The organism is Vibrio sp. 14G-20 (assembly GCF_026241515.1).
Taxonomy (GTDB): domain Bacteria; phylum Pseudomonadota; class Gammaproteobacteria; order Enterobacterales; family Vibrionaceae; genus Vibrio.
The window spans coordinates 34,715-52,795 of sequence record NZ_JAPHPW010000019.1 but is presented as its reverse complement, the minus strand read 5'-3'; the positions used below and the strand labels follow the sequence as shown (position 1 = coordinate 52,795).

The following is an 18,081-nucleotide window of genomic DNA, read 5'->3' as shown; positions in this document are numbered from 1 at the left end:
TTCTTTCCTAATTCTTTGTCTCTAATGGCGGCTTATGCTTTCTTGATACCAGAAGCTTTATCGCTAGCAGGGGCTTCTTCGATACAAATCGCGATGTCTTTCACTTCGTAAATACGCAGGCCATCTTTGCTCAGGTTTGCGTCGCCAACGATGATGCGCTTGCCGTCTTCGTCTTTAATCGCAGTGATGTGTACATCCAGAGACATCTGTTTGTTCAGAGGGTTAATCTGACCACGGTATTTCCATTTCACTTCAGATTGGATTTGACCAAACTTCGGATTGCGGAAGCCTGCGCCAAGGTCTTTGTTTAGCGCGTAGGTTTGCATTAGCTCGATGATTGCTTCGACACCTAGAGAACCTGGCATTACTGGATCTTGATGGAAGTGGAATTGGAAGAACCAATCGCTTGGGTCAATCGTACGTTCAGCGTATAGGTAACCAAGGCCGTCTTTACCACCATCACTAGTGATCTGCACGGTATCGATAAAGTTCAAACGACCGCCAGCCAATTTGTAGTGCTCTTGTACTTCACCTGTAGACGTGACAGGTGCATTGAAGTAACGCGTCGTTTTGTCTAGCAGGTTGATGTTTACATCCGGTGTGCGGTTGTTATCAACGTGCCAAGGGTGAGTCACCTTACCGTTGTCCAAACCTAGTTGGTCTTTCAGTGCTGCGCCTTTGAAGTAACCAAATACCGCTGTACCTTCGTAGAACGGCACACCATCTGTGCTCAGTTCGAAGCTAAAGCTCTGTACGATGTTGGTACCCATCATTACGGTTGAAAGCAGGCGAGAATCGTTGGTGATCGTCTTGCCACGTAAGTCGACGTTACGCAGCATTTTGCCGCTGCCGTCTAGGTTACGGAAAAACAGTTCTTCACCTGGGAAGCCCAGAGTGGTGCCCATGTAGCCAGAGATGAAGCCGTTTGGCTGCAGTGAAATCTCCATCAACACCGAATAAGGCATCAAGGTATGGTGGCTGTTTTCATCAAAGTACCATGCGTTTTCTGGTACTTCGTATTCTGCGATACACGATGAAGGTTTCTTGAAGTCGCCACGCTTGCCATCAATCTCAACGACACGAGTGGTTAACTGCAGATCGCCACACGGAGTACGTGGTGGAATCATTCCACGGTAGATAGAGAAGTCAGGGCCGAAACATTTTTCGATGTCACCAGTCGCGAATTCGAACATGTGGTATGGCGTGAACGGAACCGTATCGGGTGTGCGGTTCGGGTAATCTGGAGTCACCGGTGCTTCAACGTGTTGAAGAGGAATCACGCCTTTATTTGGCGCTGTTTCTAGGTCTTCAATTTGTGCCATCAACGGCGCATTTGCTGAAGCTTGTTGGTTCACTGCTGGTTTATGGCCCAAGTTTTCGATAACAGGGGTCGCGACAGCTGTTTCTAAAGAAGGCAGGTAACGAGTGCATTCTTCGTCTTCTTTGATCATCACACCCAAGTTTTGGAAATCAACAATCACTTTGCCGTTCAGCAAAATATCGATGTTGGCTTTCGCGTATGGGCGAGGGCTTAGACCAATCTCGGTCACTTCCATGCGGTAAGTCAGTTCTGCCGATTGTGGTAGAACTTGACCACGACAGCGTACTTGTTGAGGCGCATTCTCAAGCGGTTGGAAACGACCATTTTGAACAAGCGTGTGCATGCCAAGGTGCATCATGAAGAATTGAAGCAGTTGACCACAACCTTCTGCCATCAAAGAGCCAGCCATTACTGAGTCATCTTTGAAGTGACAAGGGAAGTACCAGTGCTCAGGTTCTAGCTGCTTGTGACCTTCAATCAGACCAAGCCCCCATGTGCCGCCTTGCGGTTCAACACGGCTGACCTTTTCGATCATCATGAACTTCTCTGAGCTGAAGCATAGAGAAGGCTGGTGGCGATCAGATTGGTGAGTCGGGCCAAAACACTCTGCAATGTTTGCAGTCAGCAGGTGGCGCAGTTCTTGGTGGTTAAACTGGGTTTTAGGGCAGTGCAACATTGGGTCGAAGCGTTGCTTAGTGGCAAGCTTACGAGCCTTAATTTCGTCTTCAGTGTGAATCACACCTTTGCCGTCAGCTAGCTCTTCATCAGTGAAGAAACCTGCACAGCCGTTATCCATTTTCAGGATCATCTTGTCGCCAACGAAACATTCGTACGAGAAGAAGAACAGCAGCGTGTCGCCATTGCGAGCAAAGCTATTGATTGAGATATCGTAACGCAGCGTATCGCCACCACGAGGCAAGTCGCCCAGGAAGGTCAGCGTACAATCAAGTAGGCGATAAACACGCTCACCTTTGTTTTCGAAATCAATGCCTAAGTAGCTGATCAGCATTAAGTCACACTGACCAGATTCAACCGCAACAGCCCAAGGGATCTGACCATCTACAAGATACGGCGCATCAACAGGGATGTCGTATTCCGTAGTCATGGTGCTTGGTTTATATTCGTTCACTGTCGCGTTGAGTTTAGTAACACGAGATACCAATAGGTAATCGGTAGTTGGTAAACGAACGCGACGCGAGTAGCTATCAATGATCGCGTAGTCAGGGCCAAACACGTTCGCAATATCACCTTCCGCGTACTCAACCAGATCATCGTAATCCCAAATGCATGGCTTACGGATTGGTTTCACGGGTGCTGGCGTTGCAAGTACGTTGATTGGTGCTTCCTGAACCTGAGCCGGTTGAGCTTGAACTGGCTGAGCTGACGTTTGTTGGCCATTCGTTTGTTGAATAAGGGCATTGCTATCTAAGCCAGACGTAACGGCGTTTAGCTGTGCTTTTAATAGAGCATCTGCAATCTGCATACCTTGCGCACGTGTCTGCAGGAATGCTTTGTGAACTTGCTGCGCCGCCTGCTGGTTTTGAGCAAAGGCTTGGTTGTGTGGTGTTACAGATGGCTGTGATGCTGCATCCGTATTAGCGTTGATGTTTGATACGCCATTTTTAGCGGATAGGACATGAGTCATATTGCTGTGGTTACCTGTTAGCTGACTGTGGCGAGTTGGCGCCAGAGTAGGGGATACTGATGTAGGAGTTTCGATGACTGGCTCTACCGCGTTCTGCGCTAATGCTTTCTTCTCTAACTCTTTTTGCGCAATCGCTGCTTGAATATGTGCAGTCGTTGGAACCGACGCCACTCTTACTGCTTGTTTACCAGAGGCTTTTTGTTGAATGTGCGCTAGGTTAGCGATTGGTGTCTCTGCGATGTGTTGATAAATATCGCGACCACCAAGAGTCACTTGTTTAACTAATTGACGCTTAGCATCACTTGCCAGTTCACTACTTAAGCGAACAGAAAGTGATTGAGATTCAACACTCGATTGGCTTAGTAGCAGCTGTGAACATTGTCCTTCGCTGATGTTGGCAACAATCGCGTTTTTAGAGCGGATGCTTGGATTCAGAGGGACGAGGTTCAGGTTGAGCAGGCCGTGTAGTAGGCTGGCCATGCCAGAAGCTGCAGAGCAATGACCAACACGTTGGCTCGCTTGAGTCGTTTTTGTGTTCCCTAGGCTGATAGGAGAAGATTCATGTGCATGGTTAAGCTCAAGCAGAGAAACGTCATTCGAGCTCATGCCGACTTGAGTCAATAACTCATCAGCCACGGCGTTGTTACGCTCGCTTGAACCAAAGGCCAATGCATTGATGCTGCCGTAAGCCGTATCTTTGTTTCCAATGGCTCGACTCTCTTCAACAAGAACAATTGCACCTGCGCCTTCGCCTACATTCCAACTGCCGTCTTGCGGTTGTCCGAATTTTGGAGCAAGTGACACTGGGCTTACGCAGTTCTTCAGAATCACATGCTCTGCACTGCCACTAAGGTCAACGGCTGCAATCACGACTGCGTCCATGGATTCTTGCGACATTAGGTTTTGCGCGACATCGATACAACGAGCAACCGACTGTTCAGCGGCTGAAATCGTAAAGGCAGGGCCGTTAAAGTCCCACAATGAAGAGATACGCGAAGCCATGATATTGCCGATGAAACTGGTGTACTGGTTCAGCTTAGCTGCGTCCATCACACTGTCCATCGCAATGGTTTCTAGCGATTGGTATTCATCTTGTGTTAGCTCAATACCCATGTTGGTAAAGCTGTCAGCTAGTTGGCTATGCAGGTTTACGCGCCCACGGAATTGGTGCATCTCAAGCTCTGTTTCCATCGCAACGAGCACTGCAACCTTTTGGCCTGCCACGAGTTTGGCATCTTTGATGGCTTCATCTGCCACTTTCATCAGTAGTAACTGCTGAGAGATCAAACGGTCATCTTCATTAGGCGGCACTTTGAAGCGTAGGAAATCGAGATCGAATTGATCGATGTACGCTCCGTTTGGAATGCCGTGTAAACCAAATTGATTCAGTAGTTCTGGATGTTGGTCTAAGCCTTTCCAGCGCTTCTTAGGCAAAGCAATGAAAGCATCCTTGTTAGTCTCAATTGCAGTACTTAGTGCATTGATACTTTGCAGGGAGCCGAAGTGCGATGCGAGGCCAGTAATGCTTAAATTAGGCGATTGTAGACTTTGAGAAACTGACTCTAGAGTCTGATTTACATGACTGGTGTCTGAATACGCTTCAAGCAGCAAGTGAGCGTTACAACCACCGAAACCAAATACAGACACACCTGCGCAGCGCTCTGAGTTACCCGCTTTACTTGGCCAAGGTTGCACTTGTGTTGGTAGCGTCTGAGAACCAAATAAACCTTCTGGCGAAGACAGTGGCTTGTCCAAGTTGATACTTGGCGGAAGCACGCCTTCTTTCATAGCGAAGATCATCTTCATGATCCCTGGCATACCTGCTGCTGTCAGTAAGTGACCGAGGTTTGACTTAGCAGAGCCAATCAATGGCGGGTTAGAACCATTCAATTTCTCAGTAAAGAATCGCTCCATTGAGGTCAACTCAACCTTGTCACCTAATGGTGTGCCGGTTGCGTGACACTCAATCACTTCAATGCTGTCTGGGGTTAGGTTCGAAGCCTCGTAAGCGCGTTCAAAGGCTTGTACTTGTCCTTTGCTGTTTGGGCTTAATACGAACTGGCCGCGGCCATCGTTTGACAAGCCAATGCCGCTGACGACTGCGTAGATGTTGTCGCCATCACGCTCTGCATCAGCTAAACGTTTTAGCACTAAAACACCAGCGCCTTCGCCAGCAAATAAACCTTTACTATTGCTATCAAACGGAACCGACACACCGTGGTCAGGGTAAGCGTGGAATATGGAAAAACCCATGTTGATGAAGAATGGGTCAGCACCGGATACTGCACCTGCCAACATCATGTCGGCTTTGCCCGTGTTCAAGTAATCACACGCTAACTTCAATGAATAGACTGAACTTGCACATGCCGCATCTAGGCTTAGTTGCACGTTGCCTAGACCTAGCGCATCAGCTACTAACTTAGAGGCGTTGTGTGCCGCAGCACCGTTGATCGGGTTGAGGTCTTGAGCCGTTTCATTGGTTGGTAGCAGTGAAAACTGGTCATTAGCCAATTTAGCTTGTAGTGCTTTCTCTACCACCGAGTGATACATCGGTAGAAACAGGTCGTTTGAACGTGTGGTTGGGAACGAAAGGGCACCCATGATCACGCCTGTACGCTCTAAAACATCGGCATTTAAATCAATGCCGGCGTCGACTAAAGCCTTGCGACTGGTATCTAAAGCCCAAAGGAAACTCTGGTCGACACCTTTGAATGATTCGGCTGTTAAGCGGTAGCCATTGCTGTCGAAATTGAAGTTTTCGATGTAGCCGCCTTTATCACAGTAAAAGCGGTCTGATTCGCCTTGCACGCCCTGATAGCTTTCAGGTTTAGCGCCTAACTTTTCAGCGCTTAATGTGGTTCGAGAATCTTTTTTGTTCAGCAAGTTTTGCCAAAAATCTTTTGGTGTATCAGCTTCTGGGTATAGGTTGGCAATACCGACAATCGCGATCTTATTGCACTTCACTTGCTGCTTAGTCTTGGCTTGAGCCTGATATTGAGAACTCATACTAGCTCTCCTTGATGATTCACTGCGCTGCCTTGAGAGACACCACTTAATTGCTTAGCGGCGGTGATCTGTTGTTCTAGCCCTTGAATAAGTGGCTCGACAGACAGTGGGATTTGATGAGTAATGAGCTGACCAATGCACTTGATGAGCGTGACAACATCGTCACCACCTTTGGCATTGGAAGCGATTGAGCAGTACTGGTCTGCTACGTTGTCGCTGCGGTTGATCTTGTCGATCAATGTGCTGGTTTGACGATCGGCACCCACTTCGACAAACAGGCGAGCACCTTGCTGACGTGCACTCTGGATCAACGCGGTGAAATCCAGCGTTGAACAGAAAGTGTCGGCAATCGAAAGGGCGATGCTATCGCTGTCGATATTGATTGGTGCACCAGTTGGCAAGCCAGCTGCGCTGATAAAGCGGATATGCTTTGGCAATTCGTCGAACAGTGGTTGCGTGTAAAACTCACGCACTTGGCTATGTTGGCTCAATGCTGGTGTAGTGTGCATTGCGGTAACACGATTCGCGGCAATGCCACGTTTACCCAGTTTCTTGAGCAATGCACGACAGGTGCTTTCACAACCAGCTAATACGCAGGTGTCACCTTGGATGATGGCAAGATAAGCACGTGGAAACTCCGGTAATAGAGCTTCAATCGCTTGCGCATCACTGCGAACTACAAAGCTATTCCATTGGATGCTTTCGTTGCCGTTCAGCTGCCAATCTTGACGCACAGCTGTGAGTTCACCAGAAATAGCCGTCGTGAAAATAGGGCTAGTCTGAGTCATCTCAATCAGCGCATGTGGATTTTTCCAAACATTTAAGCTCGCCCACATTGAGGCTTCACCCTTGGAGTAACCCAAAGCGAAGTCTGGCTGTACTTTGAATTCATCACACAGTAGTTGTGTTAACAGATAACTACTGCCCACACCGGCAATTGCCAATTCACTGAGTGACATTTCTTGCGAGTCTTCAGCGTAGGTTTTTTCAGCCTGCAGCATCTCTTTCAAGTTACCTTCGCGCTCTAAACGAGCAAATAACTGTGGGAAATGGTGGTGAAATTCACGTAACATACCGGGATAAACCGTGCCAACACCAGGGTAAACAAATGCAACGCCACCTTTGCTTTGAGGCATCGGTGAGAAACAACTACCCGCAGGAGTTTTGTATTGGCTATTGTCAGCCATTACTTTTGGCAACGCATTTTCTAGCGTTGTAATCTCTTGTATTGCAGCCTCAATTGTAGCCGCCTGAATCACGATGTTTGCACCAACGCCAGCATTGTGCTGAACGCTTTGGAAGTGGCTTAGGTTTGAATGCATCAAGCTGGCGATAGCAATTTCGCTGTCCGCCGAATCGCTAATGCATTTAAGCTCTGCGCTTAACAAGGTTAACTGAGAAACCAATTCAGCTTGGCCATTGCCAGAAACCACAAACATCAAACGTTCGCTCGATAGCAATGGTTTTGGTTCTTGCAAACCGGTCGCTTGAGTCAGTATCAGGCTGGTTGCGTTTTGGCTATCGTCATTAAAGGTCAATGAAGCAACACGTGCTTTGTTCGGCTCAGTGAACCAGTAATTATTAGCTGATGAATGGCTCGGTAATGAACGGCTCGATATCGCATTAACCATATTCAGCAATTCATCAAACTGCTGCGAAGCAGAGAGTGCTGAGTATTGCTGTTGATGGCTTAAATCTGTCGCGGGGCGGCGTGCAATATCCAGAGCAAGCTCAACGCTATCTTCGATAGCTGCATCTGCAAAACTCGCTAAATTCGCGTGTGGGTGAATCTTGTTTTGAGCAGCGGTCAGTGCACTCAACATCACTAAGGATAGAGCGTGAGAATCCAAACAAAGTTTAACAACACTACCTTGATTGACTGCCTCAATTACTTGAGTAAGCGCTTGATTAAAATTGCCATCAACCACAACAGTCATCATCTCAGAGAGCGATGGTGATAAGTCGGCAGAAAGCTCAGCTGCGTTTGCTGGCTGAGCTAAAAGAGCGATGCGCAATGGCATCGCTTTATTAGTAGGAACAGTCACTATGACAATTGCTCCTTTTCTGTTTTCTTATCCGCTTTAGGCTTACTCGCTACTGCTGAACTAGACTTCGGCAAAAATGCGTCATTCAATCCCCTGCTGATGGTGACTTTGGCACCTTTCATTACAGCGCTTAAACGACCATCTTGGTGGTAAAGCGAGATATCAGCTTGCAGTGAACGAGCCGTGCTTTTTATCACGTTCAGCTCTAGCCAACCTTGGTCACCATTGTGCATCGGTGCGTAACAAATAAATTCACTGATCGCAGATGGTAGACTTGCTGCGCCGTATTTCAATCGAGCCCATACCAACATGGCTTGCAGTAAATAATCTTCTGCAAATGGCTGGCTATCACCAAAACCTTGCTTCGGAATAAATGATCCGCAGTCGCTGTTTTCAATCTGAGGTAACCGGCATTGAGCCAATAAGCCTAAGTCGTCAAAGCGTTCAACTGAGGTAATACCTTGCAATCTTGGTCCATGAAACAGAGTGCCGTCACTGTATAGAGCTTGTGCCGTTGTTACAGGTGTTGAAGTGCTGGCTTCAAAGCGTTTTACTGACGCTTGTTGAACATCTTCAGACATTTGCACTGAGGCAACTTGCAACTGAGCTTGATACTGTGGTCGCCCTTGGCAACTGATCACTGCTTTTAGCTGATCTTTTGATTTAGCGTCAGAAGAAAGAACCAGTTTCAGCTCTTGCACTTCATCAGTATCAAAAATCACACCCTTAAGCAGTTTGTAGTTGTGAACGCTAACGTTCACCCCTAACAGTTGCTCTGCGACTTCACGCATCCATTGGATGGCACACACAGTCGGTAACACTGGGTTACCGGCAATGCAGTGATCTTGAATGAAAGGCAATGCCTTCGGGTTAAGACGACGTGTCACAGTGATGCTTGTATTCAGCGGACTCTTTGCAAGATGCACAGACTCCGCATTAAGCTTTTTTACAGCAGCTTCCTTGTTGTCAGAACCTTGCATGCTCGTACCAACCAGCAGTTGAATGCCAGTTTCGTTCAGTAGTTGAGAACTAAACAGCTCTGCACCTGCTTGAAGAGGAATCACGTAAACACCGCGCTCTGTGAACATACGTTTCAGTGCTGCGTTTACCATGCCACCGTCCCACGGTCCCCAGTTGAAGCTCATCACTTTCGCTTGAGGGTTGCGAGCAGACAGCTGTAGAGCCGCTTTGTTTAGGATCTCGTTCGACATCGAGTAGTCACTTTGACCTGTGTTTCCGTAGAAACCTGCCGCCGAAGAGAACATCGCAATCAGTTTTAGCTTGCTGCTATCAAGACCACCAAGAACCGCTTCTAGTCCACCCACTTTCGTGCCGTAAACCATGTTTAGTTCATCAAGTGTTTTATCTTGAATGTGTTTGTCAGCCAGTACACCAGCACCGTGGATAAGACCTGTGATGCCTTCGAAATTCGCCAGTGTTTTGGCTACTGACTCATGGTTCGATACATCTAGGCTTAGGTATTCAGCACTCGCGCCAATCTCGTTGAAAGCGGCAAGTGCTGCGTTGATTTCAAGGCTGCTCAATACCGGTTTTAGCAAGGCATCAACTTTTTTCGGCGTTGGCTTATCACCCGTCGCTTGTAGGTGAGCGATAGCCGCTGGTTTTAGCTCTTTCTCTTGCTTGCCTTGTGCCCACTGAGGTAGCTCAGCTGAAGTAATATGCTTACTACGACCTGCAAGAATGAAGTGAGACTTACATTGCTTAGCAAGCGTCAGTGCACATTCAAACGTCACGCCTTTAGCGCCACCCGTCACCAGAACTTTGTCGCTCTTGGTGAGTTGAGCGCCTGTGTTTTTAGTTTGTGCAGCGCCTGGTGTTGCAGCAATCAATGTTGCACGACCAGATTCACCGTTTTCTGCATGGCTAAGGCCGATTTCAACCGTGTTGGTATCGATATCGAACAGTTCGCCTGTGATAGCTTCAGCTAGGTGACGAGCATCAATAGAAGCGTCAGCATCCAATGCACGGCAGAACACGTTTGACCATTCATGGCTTAGTGTCTTAGTTAGACCAGACAGCGCCGCTTGGTTAAGTTCTGCATTCGCTAATTGCTTAGCATCTAGGTAACCAAAGCCACCATCGATACGGCTTAGCGTGAAGAACACGCTGCGACCAGAAACCGCATTCAGTTGGCCATTTAGGTGCTTCGCGAACAAGAACGCTGTGGTTAGCGAAGCTCTTGAATCTGCATTCAAGTTAACCGCTTGCTCGTTGCTTTGTTTTGCATCAACGATAGCTTGTAGGTGAATGAAGCCAGCAATCACTTTGTTCGACGTTTTAAGGTCTGCTTCGATGTCGTTAATAACTGCAGTCACACCAGCATCATCGACGCTGTTGAGTGTGTAGCTTGCGATTTCACTGTTTAAAGGTGACGCGGCAGAAAGGGCACTACGCACTACGGCAACTTGAATGCCGTTAGCGGTCAACTTTTCTGCTAGAACACCGGCGTTGTGACCATCATCTGTGATCACGACACAAGCGTCTTTTGAGAAACAATCGACGAGTTTATCTGCCGCTGGTAGCTTTTTTAGCGCCACCTCATTGTGTGGAGGAAGTTCCGCTGTCGCTGTTTCTGCGATAGGCGTTACTGACTCAGCTTTTGGAGTCACTACGGGTGCAGCAGCGGATAGCTTGCTTTGCATGTAAGTAACGATTTCACCAAGCGTACGACACTCAGCTAAGTCTTCAGGGTTTAGTTCTGGCAGCGTTGGTAGTTGGTCTTGAACCGTTCCTAGAATTTCAACGCGTTTGATAGAGTCGATACCAAGATCTGCTTCCATGTCCATCGCTAGGTCGAGCATTTCTGCTGGGTAGCCTGTTTTGTCGGCAACCACTTCCATCATTGTGGATTGAACATGAGCAGGGTTTAGGTCGTTGCTCGCGCTTTCTACAATTGCCTCTACTTCTGCAGCAGGAGCTACTGTCGCTGCTTCCGAACTAGGAGCTAACTTGCTATTCATGTAGTCAACGATTTCGCCAAGAGTACGACACTCAGCTAGGTCTTCAGGGTTTAGCTCTGGCAATGTTGGTAGCTGGTCTTGAACCGTACCAAGGATCTCAACACGTTTGATTGAGTCGATGCCAAGGTCTGCTTCCATGTCCATTGCTAGGTCGAGCATTTCTGTTGGGTAGCCCGTTTTATCAGCCACTACGCTCAGCATTGTGCTTTGAACTTGTTCTGCGTTTAAACCGTTTGATACTGCTTGCGCTGGTGCAGATGCTTGAGCTGCTACAGGAGCAGAAGCCGGAAGCTTGCTGTTCATGTAGGCTACGATTTCACCTAGAGTGCGACACTCTGCGAGATCTTCAGGGTTGAGCTCTGGAAGAGTCGGTAATTCGTCTTGTACCGTACCTAGGATTTCAACACGCTTGATTGAGTCGATACCAAGGTCGGCTTCCATGTCCATTGCTAGGTCTAGCATTTCAGTTGGGTAGCCCGTTTTCTCTGCTACTACTTCTAACATGGTTTTTTGAACGACAGCCGCATCTAGTCCGCTAACTGCTTGAACTGAAGTTGCTGCAGGTTGAGCGACTACAGGAGCAGAAGCCGGAAGTTTACTGTTCATGTAAGCAACGATTTCGCCAAGAGTGCGACACTCAGCTAAATCTTCAGGGTTTAGCTCTGGAAGAGTAGGCAGTTCATCTTGAACCGTACCAAGAATCTCAACACGCTTGATTGAATCGATACCAAGGTCTGCTTCCATATCCATTTCTAGATCAAGCATTTCCGTTGGGTAACCTGTCTTCTCAGCAACCACTTCTAGCATGGTTTGTTGAACGATTTTTGCATCAAGACCATTAACTACAGCAGCTGCTTGAACTGGTGCAGCTTCATTAGTTGAAACTCCAGAAGGCATCTTGCTGTTCATGTAGGTAACGATTTCACCAAGAGTACGACACTCAGCTAAATCTTCAGGGTTCAGCTCAGGTAGGTTCGGCATTTCGTCTTGAACGGTACCAAGGATCTCTACGCGCTTGATTGAGTCGATACCAAGGTCTGCTTCCATGTCCATTTCTAGATCAAGCATCTCCGTTGGGTAACCCGTTTTCTCGGCGACCACTTCTAGCATCACTTTTTCAGCATCGGCTGATTGTACTGCTACTGGTGCAGCCACAGGAGTCGGTTGCGCTTTAACTGGCAAGGGTTGAGCTGCAACCGGTGCTGCCGCTTGAGCCGCTACTTGCGGTGCAGGAGCTGCTTTCTGTACTGGAGCTTTCTGAGTTGTTGTATTTTGAACCGGCGCAGCTTGAACAGACTGAGCTTGTACAGAAGTCGCTTGTACTTGAGCTACAGGCTGTTGAACGATAGCTGCTGGAGTATCTGGATCTTGAATCGCTGGCTGAGCATTTACAGAAGCAACGAAGGTGGGTTGTGCCGTTTGCACTGAACCTTGCGTCAGCATATTAAGTGCTGAGTTGTTGCTGTGCGCTTGCATCTCTAGGTAATGAGCGTGCGCTTTTAGCGTTTCAGCTTGGTGCTGGTGGAACATCTCCATAGAACGCTGTAGGTTCTCAGGAATTGCTACGCCAGCTGTTGCCATTTTCGCTTGCTCAGACATTAGGGTGTTGAATGTGTCACCGTATTGCTGAGGAATCGCCAAGAATTGCTGATGTACTTCTGCTGCTTGTTGTTGAGCATTGAAGAACGATTGCAGTGAAGACTCATCAACGGTTACTGAAGCTGCAGGCTGACTAGTCGCTGGGGCTGTTTGAACCACTTGTGGCTGTTGAGCTGCTGTTACTACTTGTGCACTTGGTGCTGGAGCAGCTGACTGTTGTACATTTGAAGCTTGAGGAGCAGCCACAGGTACTTCAACGATTTCTGTTTTAATCACTTCTTTTTCCACGATTTTCTCGACTTCAACTTTCACTTCAACAATCTCAGTCTTTTCGGTGACGTTGCCCGAAGCCAATGATTGATCCATTTTCTTACGAGTAGCTGGGCTGATGTAGTTGGTTGCATTCAGCTTGATGTTCATTGGTGATGCCTTTGCAGGTTCAGCAATGTCAGCTTGGTAAGGGTCAATGTTGTCTAATGAAACACCTGCCACGCACAGTTGAACCGCAGCTAAACGAAGCTGTTGGTCACTGTCGCCTTTAGGGCTTGGGTTGATGCTGATTGCGTAAAGCTCTTCGTTCTTATCAGCCAATGTTTTCTCAACCAGCTTTTGAAGAATGTTTTTCGGACCGAACTCAACGAATACACGCGCGCCTGCTTCATACATCGCTTCAATTTGCTCGCTGAAACGAACCGATTGCAGCATGTGCTGTTTGAATGCTTTCTTGATCGCTTTAGCGTCTTTGCTGTGCAGTTTGCCCGTTGCGTTTGAGTAAAGCGGCAGCGTTGGAGCGCTGAATGAAGCTTTATCAATTGCAGCAGCAAATGGTTTTTGAGCGTGAGCAACAAGTGGTGTGTGGAAAGCACCAGACACTGGCAGAGCAATCGCTTTGAAGCCTTGTTCTGTTAGCGCTTGTGCTGCTTGTTGAACCGTCGCAGTTGGACCTGCAATAACCAGTTGAGTAGGGGCATTGTAGTTGGCAATACTCACGCCTTCAAATTGGCTGATGCAGCTTTCAACGGCTGGAAGCTTGTCTGCGTCTAGGATGACCGCAAACATAGTACCGCTGTCGCCTTGTTCAGGTGTCGCTGCCATCGCATCGCCACGAGCGAAAGCTAATTGGTAGTAATCGTCTTGCGAGATAACACCCGATGCACATAGTGCACTTAGTTCACCAAAGCTATGACCTGCGACCATGTCGGCTTTGAAGCCAGCTTGAGTCATGATGTCGAACTGACCCATAGACACAGTACCAATCGCACTTTGCGCATTGGCCGTGTTGGTTAACACCGCTTCTTGAGCCTTGGTTGCTTCTGGTGTGAAAGTTGGAATTGGGAACAGAATTTGCGACAGAGCCGTTTTCTTGTGCTGACCAAATACTTGATCCGCTTGAGCAAGCTGTTGGCGCATTTCAGGATAATGACAAGCAAGCTCGCGACCCATGTTTAGGTACTGCGAACCTTGACCTGCAAATAGCGCTGCCACTTTACCTGCGCCGTTTGCAGCAATCAGTGCCGACTCACGGTAGCTAGTGCCGTTTGGCATCTGCCAATGTGCTTTGGTTTGGCTCTCAAGCATAGAAAGCGCTTGAGTCAGTTGCGCTTGAAGGTCTACTTGGTCAGTGACAACTAAACCAATACGAGCATGCTTAGCGTCAATTTCGCGTAGAGCGTGTTGCTCAGCAAGCGCTTCCAGCTTGAACGCAGCATCTGCAGTTTGAGTTGAAACCTGTTTTAGTTCATTGATCAGTGCTTGACGAGATTCTGCGCTGAATAACAGAGTTTGCGGTACTTGGCGCTGACGGTATTTGTCACCGCGAGCGTGTTCTGGAGTGTACTCTTCCAATACAACGTGGAAGTTAGTGCCACCAAAACCAAATGAGCTGATACCTGCACGGCGTGGTGTGCCGTCAACACGTTTCATCCAAGGACGCGTTTGTGTGTTTAGGTAGAACGGTGAGTTCTCGATATCCAACTTAGGATTCGGAGCCGATACGTTGATCGTTGGCGGCAGTACTTTGTGGTGTAGTGCTAATGCAGCTTTGATTAAACCTGCAGTACCCGCGGTTGATTTAGTGTGACCAATTTGAGATTTCACAGAGCCTAACGCAATGTGTTGCTTCTCTTCATTGTTCTCACTGAATACCGAGTTTAGGCCGCCAAATTCAGCAACATCGCCTGCTGCTGTACCTGTGCCGTGCGCTTCTAAAAGGCCAAGCGTGTGCGGTGCGAAACCAGCATCATCGTAAGCGCGTTTCAGTGCTTTTGCTTGTCCTTCAGGGCGAGGCGCGTAGATACTCTTGAACTTACCATCCGAAGAAGAACCGACACCTTTAATCACGGAGTAGATTCTGTCGCCATCGCGCTCTGCATCTTCAAGACGCTTAAGAGCTACCATGCCGATGCCTTCACCAATCATCATGCCTTTTGAGTCGATGTCGAAAGGTTGAATGGTTTCATTAGTGGTGAATGCTGGCGTTTTCGAGAAGCTCATGTACATGGTTGGTGAGTTATCAGTACACACGCCACCCGTGATCATCATTTCACTGCGGCCTTCAACCAGCTCACTTAGAGCCATACGCATTGCGGCTAGAGAACCAGCACACGCAGCGTCTACCACACAGTTGATGCCACCAAGATCAAAGCGGTTAGCAATACGACCTGAAATTACGTTACCCAATGAACCAGGGAATGAGTTCTCTTCCCAATGGATGTATTGATCTTGGAATTTTTTGATCAGCATTTCGCTGTCTGCGTCGTTGATGCCACTGCTCTTGAAGACTTTTTTCAAAACAGGGTATTGCAGACGAGCATTCAAGCTTTGGGCAATCTTCTGACCGCCACCAACACCAAGCGTAATACCGATCTTGTCGCGATCGTAACCCTCTGGAAGTTTTGCATCTTCAAGTACTTCTTTTGCCACAATCAGAGAAAGCAGCTGTGACGTATCAGTCAGTTCTAGGATATTTGGCGGAAGACCGAATTCCATAGGGTTGAAGTCGACTTCTGGGATGAAACCGCCGCGCTTACAGTAAGATTTGTCTGGCGTTGTACGATCTGAATCGTAGTAATCTTCTGGACGCCAGTGCGTATCAGGCACTTCGGTAATTGCATCGATCTTTTCGCTGATCAAATCCCAGAACTTGTTTAAGTAACGAGAGTTCGCAAACATGCTTGCCATACCAACGATAGCAATAGGCATGTCTTTAAGACGTTTATTAAGTCGAGTGTCGTCGACTGATTCCGGTGTATTTTTTTCGGGTTGGCTCATTATGAGTCTCCACTTGAAATCACTGAGGGCGATGTCGTGTTTTGAGGCTGCGCTTTTAATTGAATCGAAAATAAATCTGAAACAGATTTGGGCAAACGCAGCTGAAGAGTAAGGCTGCCGAAAGTTGGCCACCTGACTGAAATAGGGAGTGCGAAGTTCATTGACTTGCAGACGTTGAGAACGTGTTTCATGCGTGAAGGGGGTATTCGAATGTGAGGGTAATGTCCATTTAAATCCTGTCCAAAGTACTGCTTAACGGAAAGCAGTTATCCGCAATGAAAACGTGTGAATTTGTTTAATGGTTGAGCAGGCTACCCGAGGTGAGTTGCCGATACAATGCTCCCAGAGGCCACTATGATCTGTTCAGACCAGATGAAATTTGTGTGTTTTTGATTTTTGTATTTTTAATGTAATTAACTTATTGATAATTAATGGGTATGACTTGTTTTTTAGTGTTTATACTCTATATTTTGACTTGGTGAGATCTATGTCAGATTTTTGTAAGTAACATTTAATAGATGCCTGTTCCGTAAGGCTAAGTGTGATCTGTGTTTTAATTTGTTATTATTTGAAAAATTAGTTTTAAGTCCGCATATGAAGGGTGTTTCCTGCCCCAATTCTCTATGTTTCTCTCAAAACATAGGTGAGTTAAATTTGTTCGTTTTGATGTTTTATTGATGGCTTTATGAAGAGTGATTTTTAAGAAGTGAGTGCTAGAAAGATGGAAACACCAGTCGTTGATTTGTGGCTTTGTTCTCTAAGCGATTTGGATGAAGGTACTGAGCATGTGTTGCGCCTTAAACAGAAACTGACCGACGATGAAGTCGCTAAGGTTGAGCGTTATCGAATGCCTTCATCTCAGATCCAAGCGCTCTATGTTCGTAACTACCTGCGAGAGGTGTTGTCGATCTACTCTGATTTGACGGCTGAAGAGTGGCGGTTTGAGTATGGTGAAAAAGGCAAACCAAGCTTGATTGCAGAGCAGCAACACAAAACCAGACTGAATTTCAATATTAGCCATAGCCAAGATCATTTACTGATTGCTGTCTGCCAAACGAAAGGGCAACCACTACAGCTTGGGGTGGATATAGAACATGCAAGAAGCTCGACCAACATCGCGGCGATCATGAAGCATTACTTTTCGGAGTTTGAGATTAACGACTTACTCGAACTGGATGAGGTATCTCAAAGAGAGCGTTTTTTTGATTTGTGGGCACTGAAAGAGTCGTACATCAAAGCGACAGGAAAGGGATTGGCCACATCGTTGAAAAGTTTCTCGTTCGATTTTTCCAGTCTAAATCAACAAACACTGCCAGTTTATTCGTCGGGCTTACAACCAGAGTTACATGATGGAATCATTGTACATAACGGAGTTGGGTTGGATGCTGCTGAACAAGGTGATACTTCAACAGATTGGCAATGCAGTTTAGGAAGACTGGATAACCAGTTTCGATTTGCCGTGACGCTTGGTGGTGCAACGCTTCCTATGCAATTAGAGATGAAGTGCTTCCCCAAATCGAAGCTACTTGGCTGAGTTTACGCTCGTTACACTAGAACCTTGAGCTTCTAATCTGGAACAAGGCGCACTCTCAACCACTCGCACTTTCAGCCACTCGCGCTCTCAGCCATTAACAATCTTAGTTAACTCGTTTCGCCAAGCATCGCTTTTAATACTTCTGCGGGTACAGGCTGAAGTTGTTTGTCTTTATCTAGGCAAACCATCTCGATATCACCAATCACGGCAGGTTTGGTCGCATCTTTACGCCATACCTCTTGTCGCCATAAGGTTTTGTATTTGCCATCGAGTTCAAAAGAGGTTCGGATATCGCAGATCTCTGCGAACTCAACGCCGTCTTGAAAGGTCATATTGGCTTTATACACCGCAAACCCCAGTCCATGCTCATTCCACAACTCCGCCAGTTTATCGCTGCCCAACACATGCTCTCGCGCACGCTCAAAGTATTTAAGGAAGTTAGGGTGATAAACCACACCTGAGTGATCGGTATCTTCGTAGTAAATCTGTACTGGGTGATGGTAGATCTGACTCATGGGTAGCAACTCTTGGTAAGTAGTGGATCAGTAAATCTGACTAAGTTGTGCTGCACTCTACAGGATAGGTTGAAATTACTTCAAGGCATCATCGTGAAAGGGGCTTTTGGTCAGACCTCATTTATCACTGATGCTTTGGTCAACTCCCACCCATTTATAAATATT

General features: G+C 47.2%; 5 protein-coding genes. 1 reads left to right on the top strand and 4 read right to left on the bottom strand.

What is annotated here, in order from left to right; genetic code table 11:
- Positions 1-32: 32 nt before the first annotated feature.
- From OQJ75_RS16335 to OQJ75_RS16325, 3 genes are read right to left on the bottom strand one after another with little or no spacing between them, the layout of a single operon-like run.
- Positions 33-5,972 carry a beta-ketoacyl synthase N-terminal-like domain-containing protein gene (locus OQJ75_RS16335; RefSeq protein WP_265974062.1) on the bottom strand — a complete coding sequence of 1,980 codons (5,940 nt, stop codon included), beginning with the start codon at positions 5,970-5,972 and terminating at the stop codon, positions 33-35.
- Positions 5,969-8,017, bottom strand: a complete 2,049-nt coding sequence (locus OQJ75_RS16330; RefSeq protein ID WP_265974061.1) for a PfaB family protein — start codon at positions 8,015-8,017, stop codon at positions 5,969-5,971. The genes OQJ75_RS16335 and OQJ75_RS16330 overlap by 4 nt, the downstream gene beginning before the upstream one ends.
- Entirely contained in the window at positions 8,017-15,867 is a 7,851-nt protein-coding gene (locus OQJ75_RS16325) for a type I polyketide synthase (protein ID WP_265974060.1), read from the bottom strand. Before OQJ75_RS16325 ends, OQJ75_RS16330 begins: the two co-directional genes overlap by 1 nt.
- Before the next feature lie 721 nt (positions 15,868-16,588).
- Here OQJ75_RS16325 and OQJ75_RS16320 point away from each other — a divergent pair.
- Entirely contained in the window at positions 16,589-17,401 is an 813-nt protein-coding gene (locus tag OQJ75_RS16320) for a 4'-phosphopantetheinyl transferase family protein (protein WP_265974059.1), read from the top strand.
- A 107-nt stretch (positions 17,402-17,508) separates the two neighbouring features.
- On the opposite strand, the gene OQJ75_RS16315 is transcribed toward OQJ75_RS16320, so the two are convergent.
- Positions 17,509-17,916: a thioesterase family protein gene (locus OQJ75_RS16315; protein ID WP_004736070.1), complete on the bottom strand. Its 408-nt coding sequence runs from the start codon at positions 17,914-17,916 to the stop codon at positions 17,509-17,511.
- Positions 17,917-18,081: the final 165 nt, after the last annotated feature.